Annotated in this window: 18 protein-coding genes; 12 read left to right on the forward strand and 6 right to left on the reverse strand. The window is 63.3% G+C overall.

Annotation, left to right across the window (positions count from 1 at the left end; genetic code table 11):
* Positions 1 to 8 precede the first annotated feature (8 nt).
* The 5 genes from G559_RS0125265 to G559_RS0125285 form a co-directional block, all read right to left on the reverse strand.
* The gene (locus G559_RS0125265; protein ID WP_245586553.1) at positions 9 to 1,448 is read right to left on the reverse strand and encodes an alginate export family protein; all 1,440 of its coding nucleotides are present in this window, start codon (positions 1,446 to 1,448) and stop codon (positions 9 to 11) included.
* 2 nt (positions 1,449 to 1,450) lie between these two features.
* Complete coding sequence (locus tag G559_RS0125270; protein WP_155945761.1) at positions 1,451 to 2,830, reverse strand: SEL1-like repeat protein; 1,380 nt, start codon at positions 2,828 to 2,830, stop codon at positions 1,451 to 1,453.
* The gene (locus tag G559_RS0125275) at positions 2,827 to 4,005 is read right to left on the reverse strand and encodes an alginate biosynthesis protein Alg44 (RefSeq protein WP_028630893.1); all 1,179 of its coding nucleotides are present in this window, start codon (positions 4,003 to 4,005) and stop codon (positions 2,827 to 2,829) included. The genes G559_RS0125270 and G559_RS0125275 overlap by 4 nt, the downstream gene beginning before the upstream one ends.
* 65 nt (positions 4,006 to 4,070) lie before the next feature.
* A complete protein-coding gene (locus tag G559_RS0125280; RefSeq protein WP_028630894.1) occupies positions 4,071 to 5,552 on the reverse strand; it encodes a glycosyltransferase family 2 protein in 1,482 nt (493 codons plus the stop codon).
* 81 nt (positions 5,553 to 5,633) lie between these two features.
* Positions 5,634 to 6,944, reverse strand: a complete 1,311-nt coding sequence (locus G559_RS0125285; protein WP_028630895.1) for a nucleotide sugar dehydrogenase — start codon at positions 6,942 to 6,944, stop codon at positions 5,634 to 5,636.
* A 179-nt stretch (positions 6,945 to 7,123) separates the two neighbouring features.
* Between G559_RS0125285 and G559_RS30545 the strand changes: the two genes are divergently transcribed.
* Positions 7,124 to 7,471, forward strand: coding sequence for a hypothetical protein (locus tag G559_RS30545; RefSeq protein WP_155945762.1), 348 nt, complete (start codon positions 7,124 to 7,126; stop codon positions 7,469 to 7,471).
* 104 nt (positions 7,472 to 7,575) lie between these two features.
* Entirely contained in the window at positions 7,576 to 9,141 is a 1,566-nt protein-coding gene (locus G559_RS0125290) for a methyl-accepting chemotaxis protein (RefSeq protein WP_028630896.1), read from the forward strand.
* 103 nt (positions 9,142 to 9,244) lie between these two features.
* Here the strand turns inward: G559_RS0125290 and G559_RS0125295 are convergent, their stop codons facing one another.
* Positions 9,245 to 9,874, reverse strand: coding sequence for an alpha/beta family hydrolase (locus G559_RS0125295; protein WP_028630897.1), 630 nt, complete (start codon positions 9,872 to 9,874; stop codon positions 9,245 to 9,247).
* 108 nt (positions 9,875 to 9,982) lie between these two features.
* On the opposite strand from G559_RS0125295, the gene ccoN (G559_RS0125300) reads away from it, so the two are divergent.
* From ccoN (G559_RS0125300) to G559_RS0125345, 10 genes are all read left to right on the forward strand, one after another.
* On the forward strand, positions 9,983 to 11,419 hold the full coding sequence (ccoN, locus tag G559_RS0125300) for a cytochrome-c oxidase, cbb3-type subunit I (RefSeq protein ID WP_028630898.1): 1,437 nt from the start codon (positions 9,983 to 9,985) through the stop codon (positions 11,417 to 11,419).
* On the forward strand, positions 11,419 to 12,030 hold the full coding sequence (ccoO, locus tag G559_RS0125305) for a cytochrome-c oxidase, cbb3-type subunit II (RefSeq protein WP_028630899.1): 612 nt from the start codon (positions 11,419 to 11,421) through the stop codon (positions 12,028 to 12,030). The genes ccoN (G559_RS0125300) and ccoO (G559_RS0125305) overlap by 1 nt, the downstream gene beginning before the upstream one ends.
* A 4-nt stretch (positions 12,031 to 12,034) precedes the next feature.
* Positions 12,035 to 12,202 carry a CcoQ/FixQ family Cbb3-type cytochrome c oxidase assembly chaperone gene (locus tag G559_RS0125310; RefSeq protein WP_028630900.1) on the forward strand — a complete coding sequence of 56 codons (168 nt, stop codon included), beginning with the start codon at positions 12,035 to 12,037 and terminating at the stop codon, positions 12,200 to 12,202.
* Positions 12,199 to 13,134, forward strand: coding sequence for a cytochrome-c oxidase, cbb3-type subunit III (ccoP, locus tag G559_RS0125315; protein ID WP_028630901.1), 936 nt, complete (start codon positions 12,199 to 12,201; stop codon positions 13,132 to 13,134). The genes G559_RS0125310 and ccoP (G559_RS0125315) overlap by 4 nt, the downstream gene beginning before the upstream one ends.
* 435 nt (positions 13,135 to 13,569) lie before the next feature.
* Positions 13,570 to 15,009 carry a cytochrome-c oxidase, cbb3-type subunit I gene (gene ccoN, locus G559_RS0125320; protein WP_028630902.1) on the forward strand — a complete coding sequence of 480 codons (1,440 nt, stop codon included), beginning with the start codon at positions 13,570 to 13,572 and terminating at the stop codon, positions 15,007 to 15,009.
* On the forward strand, positions 15,009 to 15,620 hold the full coding sequence (gene ccoO / locus G559_RS0125325; RefSeq protein ID WP_028630903.1) for a cytochrome-c oxidase, cbb3-type subunit II: 612 nt from the start codon (positions 15,009 to 15,011) through the stop codon (positions 15,618 to 15,620). Before ccoN (G559_RS0125320) ends, ccoO (G559_RS0125325) begins: the two co-directional genes overlap by 1 nt.
* Positions 15,621 to 15,626: 6 nt before the next feature.
* Entirely contained in the window at positions 15,627 to 15,815 is a 189-nt protein-coding gene (locus G559_RS0125330) for a CcoQ/FixQ family Cbb3-type cytochrome c oxidase assembly chaperone (protein WP_028630904.1), read from the forward strand.
* Entirely contained in the window at positions 15,812 to 16,786 is a 975-nt protein-coding gene (gene ccoP / locus G559_RS0125335) for a cytochrome-c oxidase, cbb3-type subunit III (RefSeq protein WP_028630905.1), read from the forward strand. Before G559_RS0125330 ends, ccoP (G559_RS0125335) begins: the two co-directional genes overlap by 4 nt.
* A 135-nt stretch (positions 16,787 to 16,921) precedes the next feature.
* On the forward strand, positions 16,922 to 18,337 hold the full coding sequence (ccoG, locus tag G559_RS0125340; RefSeq protein WP_028630906.1) for a cytochrome c oxidase accessory protein CcoG: 1,416 nt from the start codon (positions 16,922 to 16,924) through the stop codon (positions 18,335 to 18,337).
* Between the two features lie 14 nt (positions 18,338 to 18,351).
* The gene (locus G559_RS0125345) at positions 18,352 to 18,849 is read left to right on the forward strand and encodes a FixH family protein (protein ID WP_028630907.1); all 498 of its coding nucleotides are present in this window, start codon (positions 18,352 to 18,354) and stop codon (positions 18,847 to 18,849) included.

The following is an 18,849-nucleotide window of genomic DNA, read 5'->3' on the forward strand; positions in this document are numbered from 1 at the left end:
CCCCTCCCTCAAATGCGCCAGACGAAGTCGACGAAGGCGCGGTGCATGGTGGAGTCCGCGTCTTCGTAGGCATCACCAGGGAACAGCAGCCCCAGCCGCACGCGGACCAGTGCCGAGGGTTCGTCCACCCAGTCCAGCCCCGGCGGCACCAGGCCGTCCTTGATGTAATAAGTGGCCACCAGGTCGAGTTCCTGCCCCAGGTCCTTCTCGCCGTTCACCAGCGTGGCGCTGATTCCGGAATCTCCGGTGGGCAGGTCATCTTCCAGGCGCCAGAAGCGGTGGTAGACGAGGCTGGCGTCGTAGTCCTCGCGCACCGCCAGGGAGCCGTAGAGGGTCGCCACCTGGATGTTGGTCAGTTCGCCGCGCAAGGCCTCGCCGAAGCGATGCACGCGGGTCCGGGTACCAGTGAAGCTGGAACGGTTGCTCTCCAGCCCCGGTTGCACGAACTGCTCGGAATCTTCGCTGTTGGAATCCGTGCCGCCACTGCCCCTGGCGTAGGCCGCGCCGGCCTTCCATTGGCCGTCGATGTTCCAGCGCAGCCCCAGGTCCACCGCCCAGGCATCCAGATCACCACTGCGTTCGCCGGTGACCAGGGGCAGGCCGCTGGCCGAGCTCTGGGTGACGCTGTCCTGGTCACCGGTCAGCCAGATGGCCTGCGCCCAGTAGTTCAGGGGCAGCGTGCTGCGCGGTTTGAAGTAGTCGCCATCGGCCTGCAGGCCCAGCCAGGTGAGGTCGCCGGTCTGGATCTTGGTCAGTTCGTCCACGGTTTCGCCGACGCCGGCCAGGTCGCCATCATCGCGGCTGTGGTGGAGCTTGGCGCCAAGGCTGTGGCCCGGCGCCCACTGGGTGGAGATACCGGCGAACAGGTGCTGGCGGTCCTCGTCCTCGGGAGCCAGGTCGTCGATGTCGGTGCGGTAGTCGCTGTAGCGCTCGGCAAGGCCCAGATTGGCCTTGAGCAAGGTGGTGTCGAACACCCAGTGCAGCGCCTCGATATTGGTATCCCACCAGGTGCCTTCATCGCTGCGCACCCGCTGCCGGCCGAATCGCAGGTGTTCGCCGGGGTAGGCGGTGAGCCCGCCGTAGTCCACCCAGAACTCACGCAGCGCCAGGTAGCTCTTGTCGGCCTCGCGGGCATCGCTGCCGTCTTCGCTGTCGGCGACGATGCTGTCGGACTCCAGGGTGTCGGTCTCGATGGTGTCGGTGGCGGCCACGCCCTGCGCCATCGCGTAAGCGCTCCAGTCACCCCAGAGCCCGAAGAGCCAGGGACGCACGTCGACACCCAGGCCCTGCACGTCGCCGCCGGGCCGGGTGCCGAGGTCACGATCGTCCTCCGATTGCGCGGTGAACTTGATATCCAGGCCGAAGCTGCGCGGCGCCTCCGCCGTGGCCGCCAAAAGCTGGCCGCTCAGCAATGAGCCGCCGAGGATGCCCCCCATCCAGCGCGTCATCTTCATAGCAGGTCCATTCCATTGTGCAGCGGTTGAATTCGGGCCAGGCGTGCCGGGTCGATCTGCCGCGTGCCCTGCTCTTCCCGCAGGAGCTCGGCGGCGCGCTGACGCTCGGCAGCCGTCATGGCCGGTTCCAGACCAACCACCAGGGCGGCCGCTTCCGGACGTCCCTGGCTGGCGGCCATCCGGGCGAATACGTAGGCGTTGACGCGGTTCACCTTGACGCCGCGCGACTCGCTGAACAGCTGGGCCAGGGCCAGGTCGGCGCTGCCGTGGCCGGCACGGGCGGCCAGCAGCAGGTGGTCGACCGCCTGTTGCGGACGGACCTCCCCCAGATAGCCACGGCGATAGAGCTGGCCCAGGTAGAAGTTCGCCGCCGGCTGCTCGGGTGCCGCCTTGAGCAGGTGGGCTTCGGCCTGGCGCGGGTCCGGCGCGAGCGCGCGACCGTCGTAGTAGAGGCGCCCGGTGAGCAGCTCGGCGCGGCTGTCGCCTGCCGCACGGCCGCGTTCGAGGGCGGCGAGCATGTCCTCGCTGCTGCCCAGCGCCGGGTAGTCGTAGAGCAGTTTGCCCAGGGACGACCAGGCAGCCGGGTAGCCCGGCGCGACATCCACCAGCAGGGCCTTGGCCTGGCTCAGCTCGGCCGGAGCCGGAATGGTCGGATCGGCCAGGGTGAGGGCCACGGACTCCAGCCGCGCGGGCGCCACGCGCCCTGCCGCGTGGGCATCGCGCAGATTGGCCAACAACTGCTCCAGCACGGCCGGCTGCTGACGCAGCCGGTAGACGGTCGCCAGCTCGACGTAGCAGATGTCCTGAACCGCCAGCAGCGCCTGGCACTTGGCCTCCACCTCGGTGAGGTGTGCGGTGTAGGTGCCCTGGCTGCGGTAGATGAGAATCTGCGCCAGCTCGGCCTCGGCAATACCGCTGGCGCGCCAGTCGTTCACCTGTTGCTGCGGGTCGAGGTCCGGCGACAGTTGCGGGTAGCTCAGGTAGAGCAGCGTCAGCGGCACCACGGCGCTGTACTCGCCCTGGGCGATGGACTGGATCAGGAGCGTCTCGGCCTCCTTGAGTTGCGCATCGCTGGCACCGCCCTGACGCGACAGCAGCCGGCCGAGACGCGACTGCGCGCGTACCGAGCGGGTCGCGGCCTGGCGGTAGAGGGTTTCGGCTTCGGCCAGGCGCGAAGGGTCGCGACTGCCCACCGCCATGTCGCCCAGCGCCGTCTGCGCCTCGGGATACCCCATGCCGGCCAGGGCCTGGAAGTTCTGCCGGGCGGTTTCCGTATCACCCCGCAGCAGCGCTTCCCGCGCCAACTGCTGGTCGGGCAGCCCGGCACAGCCCGCGAGCAGGCCGCAGCCCATCAGGGCCAGGCGTACGACCTTCATTTGCCGGCCGCCATGACCTTGTCCAGCAGCAAGTTGCCGGGCAGGCCGTCGATGACCACTTCTGCCGGGCGCCCGGCCATGTCGGTGGTCAAGGGATCGTCGGTGAGAACGGAAACCCTCAGGTCCGAGGCCAATCCGCCCTGCTGCAGGGACACCGTACTGATTCGCCCGGTGCGCGATGTACTCTCACCGGCCACCTGGACACGCACTTCGGCGCCGGGCTGCACCTTGGCGAAGGTCTTGTAGGGGAAGCGCGCCTCGATCGTGGCTTGCCCTTGCAGGGGCAACAGTTCGAACACCGGCGCTCCCTTGCCGGCCGGCTGGCCGTCGCCCACCAGTTGGGCCACGACGCGGCAGTCGCAGGGGCTGGTGAGGGTACCCTGCAGCGTCTTGCTGAAGAGCCTCTCGATGTTGTCCGGGGTCATCTGGCCTTCCGGCAGACTGTTCTTCAGCACATCGAGCATGGTCGCGCTGAACGTAGCCAGGGGCGCGCCCTTGGCCACGTCTCCGCCAACCTTCACCAACGCGGCCTGCACCACGCCTTCACGCGGCATGCTGACGGTCTGGCTGGGCAGGCTGACCATGGCCGAGTCGGCATGGGTGACGAAGTACAGCTGATAGAGCTGGTTGAGGATGTAGGTGAAGGCGCCGACACCAACGAGGAAGATCATCAAGCTGAAGCTCAAGGCGCGCAGGCGACCGAAGAAGCCCATGCCGGCACCGCCATCCCGCCCCTTGCGCGCCTTCGCGAAGTTGTCGCGCTGCAAGGTGTTGAGCATGTCGCCCACGGTCACCATCTCACCGCTGGTGTAGGCGGTGATCAGGTAGCGCAGCGCGGCCACTTCGCGAGGGCGCAGGTTGTGAAACTCGCAACCAACGCGTGCCCCCTTGTCCTGCACCGACCGCACCTGGAATTCGACGTCGATGGCCATGCCCAGCCCATCGACCTGGAATACCAGCTTGCCCTTGTGGTGCCCCCCTACGCCCAGCGGGTGGGTCGTATCCCGGAAGCTGAAGCCGCCGGCGGAAAGATCCAGCAGCTCGCTTTCCAGTGTTTCGCGATTGGGGCCAAGGAAGCGCACCTTGGCCGGCATCTTGAGGCGCGCAAACTGCCGCTGGGCCTCGGACTCATGGACGATATTGGCATTGCTGGCAACACCCGTGGCTGTAGTCATCATTCCCTTCCTTTGCAAAACGGTTTTGTCCCCTGCAGGGCCGGCCCTTCAGCCACCCTGCCCCCTTACACAACGCTCATGAGCACGGCCAGGAAGACACTGGCCGCGGAAAAGGTCATGGCCCTGGAGGACCAGGTGTTGAACCCGTTCTGGAAGCTCGCCAGGCCGCGATCCAGCCGCGTGTTCTGCCGCGTCCAGGATTGCCGGTCGAGCCGGAAGAAGACGTAGACCTTCACCAGGGCGCCGAGCACCTGGTTGTAATAGAGAATCATCGGATAGGCCGGCCCGACCGGGTGCCCGGAGGCCACCAGCAGCAGGGTCAGAGCCAGCCGGGTCAGGCCGATCCAGAGGAGGTAGATCAGCAGGAACTGGATGCCGTACTTCAGGCTGGCAATGATCGCGACGGCCGGTCCCAGCAGGCTGGTCCACATCGCCACGCGCTGGTCAGCCAGCACCAGGCAGGTGAACCAGCCCAGGCGGCGCGGCCCCAGGCGCAGGGCGCGGGAGTTCTGCCGCAGGTTGTTGCCATACCAGCGGAACATCAGCTTGCGGCTGGCCTTGAAGAAGCTTTTCTCCGGCGGGTGCTCCACGGTGTTGATGGCGGCATCCGGTACGTAGAAGGTGTCGTAGCCCAGGCGCATCAGGCTGTACCAACTGGACTTGTCGTCACCTGTGAGGAACTGGAAGCGGCCGAGCCGCCAGTGGTCGAGGTGATCGCTTTCCACATCGGCGATGAAACCGGGGTTGGTAACCACCTGGGCACGGAATACCGACATCCGACCGGTCAGCGTCAGCACGCGCCGGGACAGGGCCATGGAGCACATGTTGATATGGCGTTGGGCGAAGCGCAGCTTGTGCCACTCGCTCATGATGTAGCTGCCACGTACTTCGCAGAACTCGTTGGTGGTGAGCCCGCCGACCCGGGGCAACAGCTTGAAGTAGGGTGCCGTCCGACGCACCACGCCAGGTGTGAGCACGGTATCGCCGTCAACCACGGCCACCACCGCGTTCTCGTCCGGTAGCCTCCGGGAGATCGCGCGGAATCCGAAGGCCAGGCCATCGCGCTTGCCGGTACCGGCGATGCGCACGAAGTCCAGGCTGACGCGCGCAGGCGGATCGAGCTTCTGCCAGAGGCTCTTGACCAGCAGCTCGTCGGACATTTCCACCAGGGAGCACACCACGGTAGCCGGATAGCCGCAGTCGATGGCCTCCTGGATCACCGAGCGGTAGACCTGGGCCGTGGTCAGCGCGTCGATGCGAAAACTGGTGACCAGCAGGAACACATGGGACGGGGCGGCGGACTCACCCAGCTTGCGCGCCTGGCGCCGGTACCAGGGGAACACGACATAGAGGAACAGCATGCCGCGCAGGTAGTGGATGGCGCCCATGGAATAGCGCCAGATGCCCACGGCGCCCAGCAGCAGCAGGAAATCCCGCGACTCCGGATCGAACACCGATTGCGGCATGGCCAACGCCAGCAGCATCAGTGCAGTGCAGAAAAACATCCAGCCGGCGCCCTCGCGCAGGCTGCTCGCCAAGCCATCCATTCGCATCCCCCTCCCCCATGGAACGCCGCTCCCCAACCCCGTCGCCGTACCGGCTCCGGGGCTTGGCGTCCGGTCCGTTGGCTACCAGCAGATACCTTCCATGCCCGCGCCGCTGCGCGACTTCATGAACCCCACCAGGTCGATCACCGTCTTGCCCGCCGGCATCTTGTCCAGCAGCCCGGCGAACTGCTGGTCACCATTGCCGAGAACGATGACGTCGGCCTGCTCCACGACCTTGTCCAGGTCGGCGCACAGCAGGGATGACACGTGGGGGATCTTCGACTCGATGTAGTCCTTGTTGGCACCGTAGACCCGCGCGTATTCGACGTTCTGGTCGTAGATGTGCAGGTCGTAGCCCTTGCCGATCAGCATCTCGGCCAGGTCGACCAGCGGGCTTTCGCGCAGGTCATCGGTACCGGCCTTGAAGGACAGGCCGAGGAGCCCGACACGGCGTTTGTCATGGCCGGCGATGAGGTCGAAGGCACGTTCCACCTGGACCCGGTTGCTGCGCATGATCGAGTGCAGCAGTGGATGCTCGATGTCCAGCTGGCCGGCGCGATAGGTCAGCGCGCGCACATCCTTGGGCAGGCAGGAGCCGCCGAAGGCGAAGCCCGGGCGCATGTAGTACTTGGAGAGGTTGAGCTTGTGGTCCTGGCAGATCACCTCCATCACCTCGCGACCGTCGACACCCACGGCCTTGGCGATATTGCCGATCTCGTTGGCAAAGGTGACCTTGGTTGCGTGCCAGACGTTGCAGGTGTACTTGATCATCTCCGCCACTTCGACGCTCTTGCGGATGATGGGCGCGTCCAGCTCGCTGTAGATGGCTTGCAGCAGATCTCCGGATTGCGAATCCAGCTCCCCGATGACCGTCATGGCGGGGTAGTCGTAATCCTTGATCGCCGTGCTCTCACGAAGGAACTCGGGATTCACCGCGATGCCGAAATCGACACCGGCCTTCATTCCCGAGCACTTCTCCAGCATCGGGACCACCACGTTCATCACCGTGCCGGGCAGTACCGTGCTGCGCACCACTACGGTGTGGCGAGTCGTCTTCTCCGGCAGCACGCTGCCGATCTGCTCGCAGACCTGGGCGATGTAGGAAACGTCCAGATCGCCATTCTTCTTACTCGGCGTTGGCGCGGCAATGAAGGAGATGTCGGTGCTCAGCACCGCATCACGTACATCCAGGGTGCCGCGCAGGCGCCCACTGGCCACGCCCTGCTTAAGTAACTCCCCCAACCCCGGTTCCACGATGGGCGACTTGCCCTGGTTGATCATCTCGATCTTCAACGGGGCGATGTCCACCCCGACGATCTGGTGCCCCCGCGCCGACAGGCAACCTGCACAAACGGCCCCCACGTACCCCAATCCGAAAATGCTGATGCGCATTGCACGATCCCCCCAGGCGAACGACCAGGGCTGACCTCGCGACAGACTTGCGAGCGTCCAGCCCGAACAAGACTCGAAGGCACGGCAGGATTCTTCGCGAATGACCGGGGACCGGGTTCACGACGTCAAGAAAGCACGACAGCCGTATTGCGAAAGACAACTTCGACTGAGCAAATCGAATGCCAGCCGTACAACTATCAAAGCATCTTGAAGTTTCAAATTTAATAGCCAATGAAAAACAAGCAATTACCCTAAAAGCCAGGCATTACGCAGCCTTCACCCCCCATCAAAAGAAAGCACCAAAACCATGCAGGACAGTCTTTGCAAGCCATAAGAATGCACCCGCAAGTTCCATTGAGAGATACCAATGCGAACTCCAAAGTGCGTCATATATATGCCGCCAAAAACAGAACACTGCACTTGATAGATATCCATCAGGAAAAAAGAAAAGTTCGCCAGATTATCCGCGTCAAAAACTTGCGCGACTTCTAGATCGCTATCAGGGCGGTAGGCAAGCAGGAAAATGAGGGGGTAGGTGGCGACGGAATCCGGATAGACTGTCGCGAAAAGAAAAGGCTCAACCTAAGTGCGCGGATGCCGATATAAGCAGTAAGCCTTGCGGAAGGACACCATGAGAAATAACCAACCTGTGACCCAGCGGGAACGTAGCTTCCCGATCGAACAACGCCTGATCTCCACCACGGACAGCAAAGGCGTCATCACCTATACCAACGAAGCCTTCATCGACATCAGCGGCTTCAGCCGCGACGAACTGCTTCGTTCGCCCCACAATCTGGTGCGCCACCCGGACGTACCGCCTGCGGTTTTCGCTCATATGTGGGCAACCCTGAAAAAGGGACGTCCGTGGATGGGAGTGGTGAAGAACCGCTGCAAGAACGGCGACCACTACTGGGTGAATGCCTACGTCACGCCCATTTTCGAAGGGAGCCAGGTCACCGGCTATGAATCCGTGCGGATCAAGCCGACTGCCGAACAGGTGCGTCGCGCCGAAGCCCTTTATCAGCGCCTGAATGCCGGCAAGGCCGCCATCCCCAGCCGCGACAAGTGGCTGCCGGTGGTACAGGACTGGCTGCCCTTCATTCTCATCAGCCAGATCGCTTTCCTGATCGGCGCCTGGCTGAACTCCCACTGGGGCTTCCTTCTCGCCGCCCTGTTGTCGGTGCCCCTGGGCCTGATCGGCCTGGCCTGGCAGAACCGCGGCATCAAGCGCCTGCTGCACCTTGCCGAACAGACCACCTCCGACCCGCTGATCGCACAGATGTACACCGACAGCCGCGGCGTCCAGGCGCGCCTGGAAATGGCCATGCTCAGCCAGGAAGCGCGGCTGAAGACCTGCCTGACCCGCCTGCAGGACACCGCAGAGCACCTCACCCAGCAGGCTCGCGAGGCCGACACCCTAGCTCACAACAGCTCCGAAGGCCTGGAACGCCAGCGGGTGGAAACCGAGCAGGTGGCCGCCGCGGTGAACCAGATGGCCGCCACCACCCAGGAAGTGGCCAACAACGTGCAGCGCACCGCCGATGCAACCCAGCAAGCCAACCGCCTGACCAGCGAGGGCCGCAATATCGCCGCCGAAACCCGCGAAGCCATCCAGCGTCTCTCGGCGTCAGTGGGTGAAACCGGCGAGACCGTCACGCGACTGGCCCAGGACAGCAATGAAATTGGTGGCGTGGTAGATGTCATCAAGGGCATCGCCGACCAGACCAACCTGCTGGCGCTGAACGCGGCCATCGAGGCCGCCCGCGCCGGCGAAATGGGCCGTGGCTTTGCCGTGGTGGCCGACGAGGTGCGCCAGCTCGCCCAGCGCACGGCGGAATCCACCGGGCAGATTCATCAACTCATCGCCCAATTGCAGAAGACCGCCGAAGAAGCCGTGCACACCATGGAGCATGGCCGTCGCCAGGCGGACGAAGGCGTCGAGCGTGTGCTCCAGGCGGACCAGGCGCTGGTGGGCATCAGCGAAGCGGTGGCCAACATCGCTGACATGGCCGACCAGATCGCCGCAGCGACCGAGGAACAGAGCGCGGTGGCCGAGCAGATCAACCAGAGCATCAGCAGCATCGCCCACCTGGCCGACCAGACCTCGGGCGAGGCCCAGCGCACGGCCATGCTGAGCGAAGAGCTGACCCACACGGCGCAGGGACAGTACTCCCTGGTGGATAGGTTCAATCGCTGAAGCAATCAACAGGGCGCCAGACCAGGCTGTGTGAGAACGTCGCGAGCGACGCTCGGCATCACCGAGCGCAGTAGTTTTCACACAGCCTGAGACTGCGCCCTTCTCATTCCTGGACCGGTCCCGCCAGGAACCGCGCTATGACGTCCGCGGCGGTGTCCAGATGCTGCTCATGGGTAAACCCGGAGGCCTTCAGCGGCTTCAGATCGTGATCCCCGGCAGCGAGCCAGCACAGGTGAATGGCACCCGAGAGGCTGTAGCCCGCAACCGTAAGGCGATCGCCCATGGGGTCGCGCTCGCCCTGGATAATCAGAGTCGGAGTCTTCAGGTCCGCCAGATGGGCGACACGAGGCTTGTCCGCCTTGCCAACGGCATGGAAGGGATAACCCAGGCAGACCAGCGCGTCAGCGCCCAGTTCGTCTGCCAGCAGGCTGGCCATGCGCCCGCCCATAGACTTGCCGCCGATGGCCAGTGGCCCTGTGACCTGCTGTCGCACCTCGGCATGAATCTCCCGCCAGCAACTCAGTAGCAGGGCCTGGGGATTGGGTGGTCGGCGACGTCCGTCGTGCCTCCGTGCAGTCATATACGGAAACTCGAAACGCGCCACCGCAACGCCACGAGCGGCGAGCCTTTGCGCGATGTCATCCATGAACGGACTGTCCATCGCGGCACCGGCGCCATGGGCCAGGATAAGGGTGTACGAAACCGGGCCGTCAGGCCTGTTCCACAACAGCATTCAGACTTCTCCGTCGTTTGTGGGCGATTGATCCAGATCAATAGTCGCCCAATGGGCTTTCACCATGCTTGCCGCGCAATCCAAAAACCGTGGACGGAAGCCCATAACATGAGCACAGCAAGCAGTACCGCCTATAACTACAAGGTGGTCCGCCAGTTCGCCATCATGACGGTGGTCTGGGGAATCGTCGGGATGGGGCTCGGCGTTCTCATAGCCGCACAACTGGCCTGGCCGGAACTCAACTTCAACCTTCCCTGGACGAGCTTCGGCCGACTGCGCCCACTGCACACCAACGCAGTGATCTTTGCATTCGGCGGATGCGCGCTGTTCGCCACCAGCTACTACGCGGTGCAGCGTACGTGCCAGACCCGCCTGATCTCCGACAAGCTCGCCGCCTTCACCTTCTGGGGCTGGCAACTGGTGATCGTGCTGGCCGCCATCAGCCTGCCGATGGGCTGGACCAGCTCGAAAGAATACGCCGAGCTGGAGTGGCCGATCGACATTCTGATCACCATTGTCTGGGTCAGTTACGCCATCGTCTTCTTCGGCACCGTGATGAAGCGCAAGACCAAGCACATCTACGTGGGCAACTGGTTCTTTGGCGGTTTCATCCTCACCGTGGCGATCCTCCATCTGGTGAACAACCTGGAGATCCCGGTCACCCTGACCAAGTCCTACTCCCTTTACGCCGGCGCCACCGACGCCATGATTCAGTGGTGGTACGGGCACAACGCCGTGGGTTTCTTCCTCACGGCCGGCTTCCTGGGAATGATGTATTACTTCGTGCCGAAGCAGGCCGAACGCCCGGTGTACTCCTATCGCCTGTCCATCGTGCACTTCTGGGCGCTGATCGCGGTGTACATCTGGGCCGGTCCGCACCACCTGCACTACACCGCCCTGCCGGACTGGGCCCAGTCCCTCGGCATGGTGATGTCCCTGGTGCTGCTGGCGCCGAGCTGGGGCGGCATGATCAACGGCATGATGACCCTCTCCGGCGCCTGGCATAAGCTGCGCTCGGACCCCATCCTGCGCTTTCTGGTGGTTTCCCTGGCCTTCTACGGCATGTCCACCTTCGAAGGCCCGATGATGGCCATCAAGACTGTCAACGCCCTCTCCCACTACACCGACTGGACCATCGGCCACGTACACGCCGGCGCCCTCGGCTGGGTCGCCATGGTGTCCATCGGCTCCCTGTACCACCTGATTCCGAAAGTGTTCGGTCGCGAGCAGATGTACAGCACCGGCCTGATCAACACCCACTTCTGGCTGGCCACCATCGGCACCGTCCTCTACATCGCCTCCATGTGGGTCAACGGCATCACCCAGGGCCTGATGTGGCGCGCAGTGAACGAGGACGGCACCCTCACCTATTCCTTTGTCGAAGCCCTGGAAGCCAGCCACCCCGGCTTCGTCGTGCGGGTGATAGGCGGTGCCATCTTCTTCAGCGGCATGTTCCTCATGGCCTGGAACACCTGGCGTACCGCGAAGGCCTCCGATCCTGCTGAATACGACGCCGCCGCGCAGATCCCGCAAGGAGCCCACTGATGAAACAGCACGAGAAACTCGAGAAGAACGTCGGCCTCCTGGCGTTGTTCATGATCCTGGCCGTCAGCATCGGCGGCCTGGTGCAGATCGTGCCGCTGTTCTTCCAGGACGTGACCAACACCCCGGTGGAAGGCATGAAGCCCTACACCGCCCTGCAACTGGAAGGCCGCGATATCTACATCCGCGAAGGCTGCGTCGGTTGCCACTCGCAGATGATCCGCCCCTTCCGCGCCGAAACCGAGCGCTACGGTCACTACTCCGTGGCCGGTGAAAGCGTCTGGGACCACCCCTTCCTGTGGGGTTCCAAGCGCACCGGCCCAGACCTGGCCCGCGTGGGCGGCCGCTACTCCGACGACTGGCACCGTGCGCACCTCTACAACCCGCGCAACGTAGTGCCCGAGTCGAAGATGCCCGCCTACCCCTGGCTGGTGGAGAACACGCTGGACGGCAAGGACACGGCGGCCAAGCTTCGCGCCATGCAGACCCTCGGCGTGCCGTACAGCGACGAGGATGTTGCGGGCGCCCAGGCGGCGGTCAAGGGCAAGACCGAGATGGACGCCCTGGTCGCCTATCTCCAAGTGCTGGGCACCAGCCTGAAGAACAAGAGGTAAGGCCATGGACATCGGAACCCTGCGTGGCCTCGGCACCCTGCTGGTGCTGATCGCCACCCTTGGCGTGATCTGCTGGGCGTACAGCGGCAAGCGCAAGGCCAGCTTCGACGAAGCCGCGAACCTGCCCTTCGCCGACGACGACCGGAACGATTCTAGGAGCACCCGCGCATGACCACTTTCTGGAGCTGGTACATCTCCCTGCTCACCATCTTCACCCTACTGGCGCTGCTCTGGCTGATCTTCGCCACTCGAAAGGGCGAGTCCCAGGGCACCACTGACAAGACCATGGGCCACGCCTTCGACGGTATCGAGGAGTACGACAACCCGCTGCCCAAGTGGTGGTTCCTGCTGTTCGTTGGCACCCTGATCTTCGCCGCCGGCTACCTGGTGCTCTACCCGGGGCTGGGTAACTGGAAAGGGATTTTCCCCGGTTACACCGACGGCTGGACCCAGGAAGCCCAATGGCAGCGCGAAGTACACAAGGCCGACCAACAGTACGGCCCGATCTTCGCCCGCTACTCCGCCATGTCCATCGAGGAAGTGGCCAGGGACCCTCAAGCCCTGAAGATGGGCGGCCGCCTGTTCGCCACCTACTGCTCCATCTGCCACGGCTCGGACGCCAAGGGTGCCATGGGTTTCCCCAACCTCACCGACAGCAACTGGCGCTGGGGCGGCGAGCCGGAAACCATCAAGGCCTCCATCCTGCACGGCCGTATGGCCGCCATGCCTGCGTGGGGCGAAGTGCTGGGTGACGAGGGTGTGAAGAACGTCGCAGCCTATGTGCGCCAGGACCTGGCCGGCCTGAAACTGCCGGAAGGCACCAAAGCAGACCTGGAGTCCGGCAAGTCGCTATTCGCCGCTACCTGCGTTGCCTGCCACGGCGTCGACGGCAAAGGCACTGCGGCCATGGGTGCTCCGGACCTGACCCACCCGGCCGGCTGGATCTACGGCTCGGGCCTGGCCCAACTGCAGCAGACCATCCGCTACGGCCGCAACGGCCAGATGCCGGCCCAGCAGGAATACCTTGGCCAGGACAAGGTCCACGTACTGGCTGCCTATATCTACAGCCTGTCTCACAAGGACCAGGATCTGGCCATCAAGTAGTGAAGAAGTCGGGGTGACGCAAGGACGCGTCGCTCCAACCACGCAGCCAGGCCCTCCAGCCGAACTGCATGCCGCGCAAAACGGCCCCCTGAGCCGGGTGCCAAGGACACAGGGAAGTGTCCACCCCCTCCTTTATATAGTGCGACCCAGTGTCGCACCTCTCCGACCAGTAGCACCCTGCCTTCATTGACATCGGCTAAGCTGCTTTCCAGTCGCCACTTGTGACAACTCCGAGGCGATCCCTCCAGCCACGCAACCCATCGGGTTTCGACAGCGCGTCGAGAAGCGCTGAAAGCACAGCCGCAAATCCTTGTCCAGCGGGCTTTTCAGCCCCGATTGTGTCGGCTTGTGTCGTTGCAATGGCTACCCTCTTTCTCCATACTTGCCGCCGATTTTTTGTCCCCAGAAAACTCCATTAACCGTGGAACCCCTAGCATGAGCACAGCAATCAGTCAGACTGCTTATAACTATAAGGTGGTCCGCCAGTTCGCCATTATGACGGTGATCTGGGGGGTCATAGGGATGGGTCTAGGCGTGTTCATCGCCGCACAACTCGTGTGGCCGGAACTCAACCTGAACCTACCCTGGACCTCTTTCGGCCGCCTGCGCCCCCTGCATACCAACGCGGTGATCTTCGCCTTCGGCGGATGCGCACTGTTCGCCACGTCCTACTATGTGGTGCAGCGCACCTGCCAGACCCGTCTGGTATCCGATAGTCTGGCCGCCTTCACCTTCTGGGGCTGGCAAGCCGTGATCGTGCTGGCAGTCATCACCCTGCCGCTGGGTTACACCTCCTCCAAGGAATACGCCGAACTGGAGTGGCCGATCGACATCCTCCTGGGTATCGTCTGGATCACCTACTGCGTCGTCTTCTTCGGCACCATCATGAAACGCAAGACCAAGCACATCTACGTGGGCAACTGGTTCTTCGGCGCGTTCATCCTGGTGACGGCCATGCTGCACATCGTCAACAGCATGGAAATGCCGGTCTACGCCTTCAAGTCGTACTCCATGTACGCCGGCGCTACCGACGCCATGATCCAGTGGTGGTACGGCCACAACGCCGTAGGCTTCTTCCTGACCACCGGCTTCCTGGGGATGATGTATTACTTCGTGCCGAAGCAGGCCGAACGTCCGATCTACTCCTATCGCCTGTCCATCGTGCACTTCTGGGCGCTGATCACCCTGTACATCTGGGCCGGTCCGCACCACCTGCACTACACCGCCCTGCCGGACTGGGCGCAGTCCCTCGGCATGGCCATGTCTCTGATCCTGCTGGCTCCGAGCTGGGGCGGCATGATCAACGGCATGATGAGCCTGTCCGGTGCCTGGCATAAGCTGCGCTCCGACCCCATCCTGCGCTTCCTGGTGGTTTCCCTGGCCTTCTACGGCATGTCCACCTTCGAAGGCCCGATGATGGCCATCAAGACCGTCAACGCCCTCTCCCACTACACCGACTGGACCATCGGTCACGTACACGCCGGCGCGCTCGGCTGGGTAGCCATGATCTCCATCGGTTCCCTGTACCACCTGATCCCGAAGGTCTTCGCCCGTGAGCAGATGCACAGTGTTGGCCTGATCAACGCGCACTTCTGGCTGGCGACCATCGGTACCGTGCTGTACATCGCCTCCATGTGGGTCAACGGCATCACCCAGGGCCTGATGTGGCGCGCTGTCAACGAAGACGGCACCCTCACCTACTCCTTCGTTGAAGCCCTGGAAGCCAGCCACGCGGGCTACCTGGTGCGCATGATCGGCGGCGCCTTCTTCGTGACCGGCATGCTGCTGATGGCCTACAACACCTATCGCACCGTACGTGCTGCCAAGCCGTCTGAATACGACGCTGCTGCGCAGATTCCGCAAGGAGCTCACTAATGAAGCAACACGAATTAGTCGAGAAGAACATCGGCCTGCTGGCGCTGTTCATGGTGATCGCCGTGAGCATCGGCGGCCTGGTGCAGATCGTGCCGCTGTTCTTCCAGGACGTGACTAACACTCCGGTGGAAGGCATGAAGCCGCGTACCGCGCTGGAACTCGAAGGCCGTGACATCTACATCCGCGAGGGTTGCGTTGGCTGCCACTCGCAGATGGTCCGCCCCTTCCGTGCCGAAACCGAGCGTTATGGCCACTACTCCGTCGCGGGTGAAAGCGTCTGGGACCACCCCTTCCTGTGGGGTTCCAAGCGTACCGGTCCGGACCTGGCCCGCGTTGGCGGTCGCTACTCCGACGACTGGCACCGCGCGCACCTGTACAACCCGCGCAACGTAGTGCCCGAGTCGAAGATGCCCTCCTACCCCTGGCTGGTTGAGAGCAAGCTCGACGGCAAGCACACCGCCGACAAGATGGAAGCTCTGCGCAAGCTGGGCGTGCCCTACACCGACGAAGACATCGCCGGCGCCAAGGCGGCAGTCAAAGGCAAGACCGAGATGGACGCGCTCGTCGCGTACCTGCAAGGCCTGGGCACCTCTATCAAGAACAAACGGTAACGCAAGATGGATATCGGGACTCTCCGCGGTATAGGCACCTTCGTCGTCTTCGTCGCCTTCATCGGTGTCGTGCTCTGGGCCTACAGCAGCAGGCGCAAGAGCAGCTTCGACGAAGCAGCCAACCTGCCTTTCGCGGATGAGCCTCCGAAGTCCGCCAAGCGCGACGAGCAAGCTTCTAGGAGTGAGAAAGAATGACTTCGTTCTGGAGTTGGTACGTAACCCTGCTCACCGGCGCCACGCTGGTGGCGCTGACCTGGCTGATCTTCGCCACCCGTCGTGGCCAGCGCCAGGAAAGCACCGAAGAAACCGTCGGCCATGCCTTCGACGGCATCGAGGAATATGACAACCCGCTGCCCAAGTGGTGGTTCATGCTGTTCGTCGGCACCCTGATTTTCGCCGTCGGCTACCTGGTCATGTACCCGGGCATGGGCAACTGGAAAGGCATCTTCCCCGGTTACAACGAAGTGACCGAGGGCAAGCCCTTCGCCAACGGCGAGGCTGGCTGGACTGGCGTGCACCAGTGGGAAAAGGAAATGGACAAGGCCGACAAGGAATACGGCCCCATCTTCGCCAAGTACGCAGCCATGCCGATCGAGGAAGTGGCCCAGGACCCGAAAGCGCTGAAAATGGGTGGCCGCATGTTCGCGTCCTACTGCTCCGTGTGCCACGGCTCCGATGCCAAGGGCGCCTACGGCTTCCCGAACCTGACCGACCGCGACTGGCGCTGGGGGGGCGAAGCCGCCACCATCAAGACCACCATCATGGCTGGCCGCCACGGCATCATGCCGGCCTGGGGTGAAGTCGTCGGCGACCAGGGCGTGCGCGACGTTGCCGCCTTCCTGCGCGTGACCCTGCACGGTCGCGAACTGCCTAAGGACGTGAAGGCTGATCCGGAAGCCGGTAAAGCCATCTACGCTGCCAACTGCGTGGCCTGCCACGGTCCGGAAGGCAAGGGCACCCCGGCGATGGGCGCTCCAGACCTGACCCACCCGAGCGCCTTCATCTACGGCAGCAGCTACGCCCAACTGCAACAGACCATCCGCTATGGTCGCCAAGGCACCATGCCGGCCCAGGAGCAAATCCTCGGTAACGACAAGGTGCACCTGCTGGCTGCCTACGTGTACAGCCTGTCGCAGAAACCTGCTGCAGAAGCGGAAGCCAAGTAATACCCTCGCCTGCCATGCGCGACGCACTGTCGCACATGGCAGGCCGCTATCAGGCGTACCATATATAGCGGGCAAAAAGACTCCGACCGGCGATGTACTGGTCAGGGCGCCGACAACCGCCGTGGTATGAGAACGATGAGCGAACAGATTCCTGTCAAGAACGTCACCCCTTCCCCGGCCAAGGGCGGTGAAACCACCGACCTGTACGCCAGCCGCGAAAAAATCTACACCCGAGCCTTCACGGGCCTGTTCCGCAACCTGCGCATGGCAGGTGGCGCCTTCCTCTTCCTGCTCTACTTCGGCACTGTCTGGCTGAGCTGGAACGACCGCCAGGCCGTCTGGTGGAACCTCCCCGAGCGAAAGTTCTACATCTTCGGCGCCACCTTCTGGCCCCAGGATTTCGTCCTCCTCTCCTGGCTGCTGATCATCTGCGCCTTCGGACTGTTCTTCATCACCGTATTCGCCGGACGCGTCTGGTGCGGCTACACCTGCCCGCAGAGCGTTTGGACCTGGATATTCATGTGGTGCGAAAAAGTCACCGAAGGTGACCGCAACCAGCGCATGAAGCTCGACAAGGCCCCCATGAGCGGCCAGAAAATCCTGCGCAAGTCTGCCAAGCATGGCCTCTGGCTGCTGATCGGCTTCGCCACCGGCATCACCTTCGTCGGTTACTTCACCCCCATCCGCGAACTGGTCTTCGAATTCTTCACGGGCGCAGCCAGTGGCTGGGCCTACTTCTGGGTGGGCTTCTTTACCCTTGCCACGTACGGCAACGCCGGCTGGCTGCGCGAGCAGGTGTGCATCTACATGTGCCCGTACGCGCGCTTCCAGAGCGTGATGTTCGACAAGGACACCCTGATCGTTTCCTACGATCCTCGTCGCGGTGAATCCCGCGGCCCGCGCAAGAAAGGCACCGACTACAAGGCCCAGGGACTTGGTGACTGCATCGACTGCACCATGTGCGTCCAGGTCTGCCCCACCGGCATCGACATTCGTGACGGCCTGCAGATCGAATGCATCGGCTGCGCCGCGTGCATCGACGCCTGCGACAGCATCATGGAAAAGATGAACTATCCGAAAGGACTGATCAGCTACACCACCGAGCACAACCTCAATGGCCAGAAGACGCAGCTGATACGCCCGCGCCTGATCGGTTACGCTATTGCACTCGTCGCCATGATCGGCCTCTTCGCTTACGCCGTAGCCATTCGCTCCCTCGTAGAACTGGACGTTATCAAGGACCGCGTGTTGTTCCGCGAGAACGAGCAGGGTCGGATCGAGAACGTCTACACCCTGAAGATCATGAACAAGTCCCAGGTCGACCAGACCTTCGTCATCGACGCCGAAGGCCTTGATGGCCTGGTCTACGAGGGCAAGCGTGAAGTCCGCGCCGACGCGGGTGAAGTGCTCTCGGTACCGGTGGAGCTGTCCATCGACCCCGACCAGCTGCCGTCCAGCACCAACAAGATCCTCTTCCGCGTCCACAGCGCGGATGACCCCAGTATCAAGACCGACGCCGACAGCCGCTTCATCGGCCCCAGCGTCCGCTAGCAAACGGAAGACCCATGCAGTCCGAAACTCCCAGCCCCTGGTACAAGCAGCCCTGGCCCTGGTTCATCCTCGCCATTCTCGGCACCTCGGTGGTGCTCGGCACCACCATGCTGGTGATCGCCACCCGAAACCCACCGAGCCTGGTCTCCGACAACTATTACGAAGTCGGCAAGGGCATCAACACCTCACTGGAACGCGAGAACCTCGCCAAGCAGCTCGGCATGCAAGCCAGCCTGCAAGTGGATGAGGCCAGCGGCGAAGTCGAGCTGCAACTGGTCGGCGAAAGCCGTCCGCAGCAACTGGTGCTGAGCCTGCTCTCCCCTACTCAGCCGGAGAAGGACCGTCGCATCGTGCTCCAGCCCCAGGCTGACGGCCACTACCGCGGCCACCTGCAGGACACGGTCAACGGGCGCCGCTTCGTCGAGCTGATCGGCCAGGAGCAGGGCCAGGACTGGCGCCTGTTCGAGGAAGAAACCCTGAACAAGGGCAGTGTTATCCGCCTCGGCGAATAA

This window comes from Metapseudomonas resinovorans DSM 21078 (assembly GCF_000423545.1).
GTDB classification, from domain to species: Bacteria; Pseudomonadota; Gammaproteobacteria; order Pseudomonadales; family Pseudomonadaceae; genus Metapseudomonas; species Metapseudomonas resinovorans.

What these genes read in the sequence shown, in the direction of transcription:
- G559_RS0125265 (WP_245586553.1), bottom strand. Translation starts at nt 1,448, where the DNA reads ATGACGCGCTGGATGGGGGGCATCCTCGGCGGCTCATTGCTGAGCGGC.
- G559_RS0125270 (WP_155945761.1), bottom strand. Translation starts at nt 2,830, where the DNA reads ATGAAGGTCGTACGCCTGGCCCTGATGGGCTGCGGCCTGCTCGCGGGC.
- G559_RS0125275 (WP_028630893.1), bottom strand. Translation starts at nt 4,005, where the DNA reads ATGACTACAGCCACGGGTGTTGCCAGCAATGCCAATATCGTCCATGAG.
- G559_RS0125280 (WP_028630894.1), bottom strand. Translation starts at nt 5,552, where the DNA reads ATGGATGGCTTGGCGAGCAGCCTGCGCGAGGGCGCCGGCTGGATGTTT.
- G559_RS0125285 (WP_028630895.1), bottom strand. Translation starts at nt 6,944, where the DNA reads ATGCGCATCAGCATTTTCGGATTGGGGTACGTGGGGGCCGTTTGTGCA.
- G559_RS30545 (WP_155945762.1), top strand. Translation starts at nt 7,124, where the DNA reads ATGCCAGCCGTACAACTATCAAAGCATCTTGAAGTTTCAAATTTAATA.
- G559_RS0125290 (WP_028630896.1), top strand. Translation starts at nt 7,576, where the DNA reads ATGAGAAATAACCAACCTGTGACCCAGCGGGAACGTAGCTTCCCGATC.
- G559_RS0125295 (WP_028630897.1), bottom strand. Translation starts at nt 9,874, where the DNA reads ATGCTGTTGTGGAACAGGCCTGACGGCCCGGTTTCGTACACCCTTATC.
- ccoN (WP_028630898.1), top strand. Translation starts at nt 9,983, where the DNA reads ATGAGCACAGCAAGCAGTACCGCCTATAACTACAAGGTGGTCCGCCAG.
- ccoO (WP_028630899.1), top strand. Translation starts at nt 11,419, where the DNA reads ATGAAACAGCACGAGAAACTCGAGAAGAACGTCGGCCTCCTGGCGTTG.
- G559_RS0125310 (WP_028630900.1), top strand. Translation starts at nt 12,035, where the DNA reads ATGGACATCGGAACCCTGCGTGGCCTCGGCACCCTGCTGGTGCTGATC.
- ccoP (WP_028630901.1), top strand. Translation starts at nt 12,199, where the DNA reads ATGACCACTTTCTGGAGCTGGTACATCTCCCTGCTCACCATCTTCACC.
- ccoN (WP_028630902.1), top strand. Translation starts at nt 13,570, where the DNA reads ATGAGCACAGCAATCAGTCAGACTGCTTATAACTATAAGGTGGTCCGC.
- ccoO (WP_028630903.1), top strand. Translation starts at nt 15,009, where the DNA reads ATGAAGCAACACGAATTAGTCGAGAAGAACATCGGCCTGCTGGCGCTG.
- G559_RS0125330 (WP_028630904.1), top strand. Translation starts at nt 15,627, where the DNA reads ATGGATATCGGGACTCTCCGCGGTATAGGCACCTTCGTCGTCTTCGTC.
- ccoP (WP_028630905.1), top strand. Translation starts at nt 15,812, where the DNA reads ATGACTTCGTTCTGGAGTTGGTACGTAACCCTGCTCACCGGCGCCACG.
- ccoG (WP_028630906.1), top strand. Translation starts at nt 16,922, where the DNA reads ATGAGCGAACAGATTCCTGTCAAGAACGTCACCCCTTCCCCGGCCAAG.
- G559_RS0125345 (WP_028630907.1), top strand. Translation starts at nt 18,352, where the DNA reads ATGCAGTCCGAAACTCCCAGCCCCTGGTACAAGCAGCCCTGGCCCTGG.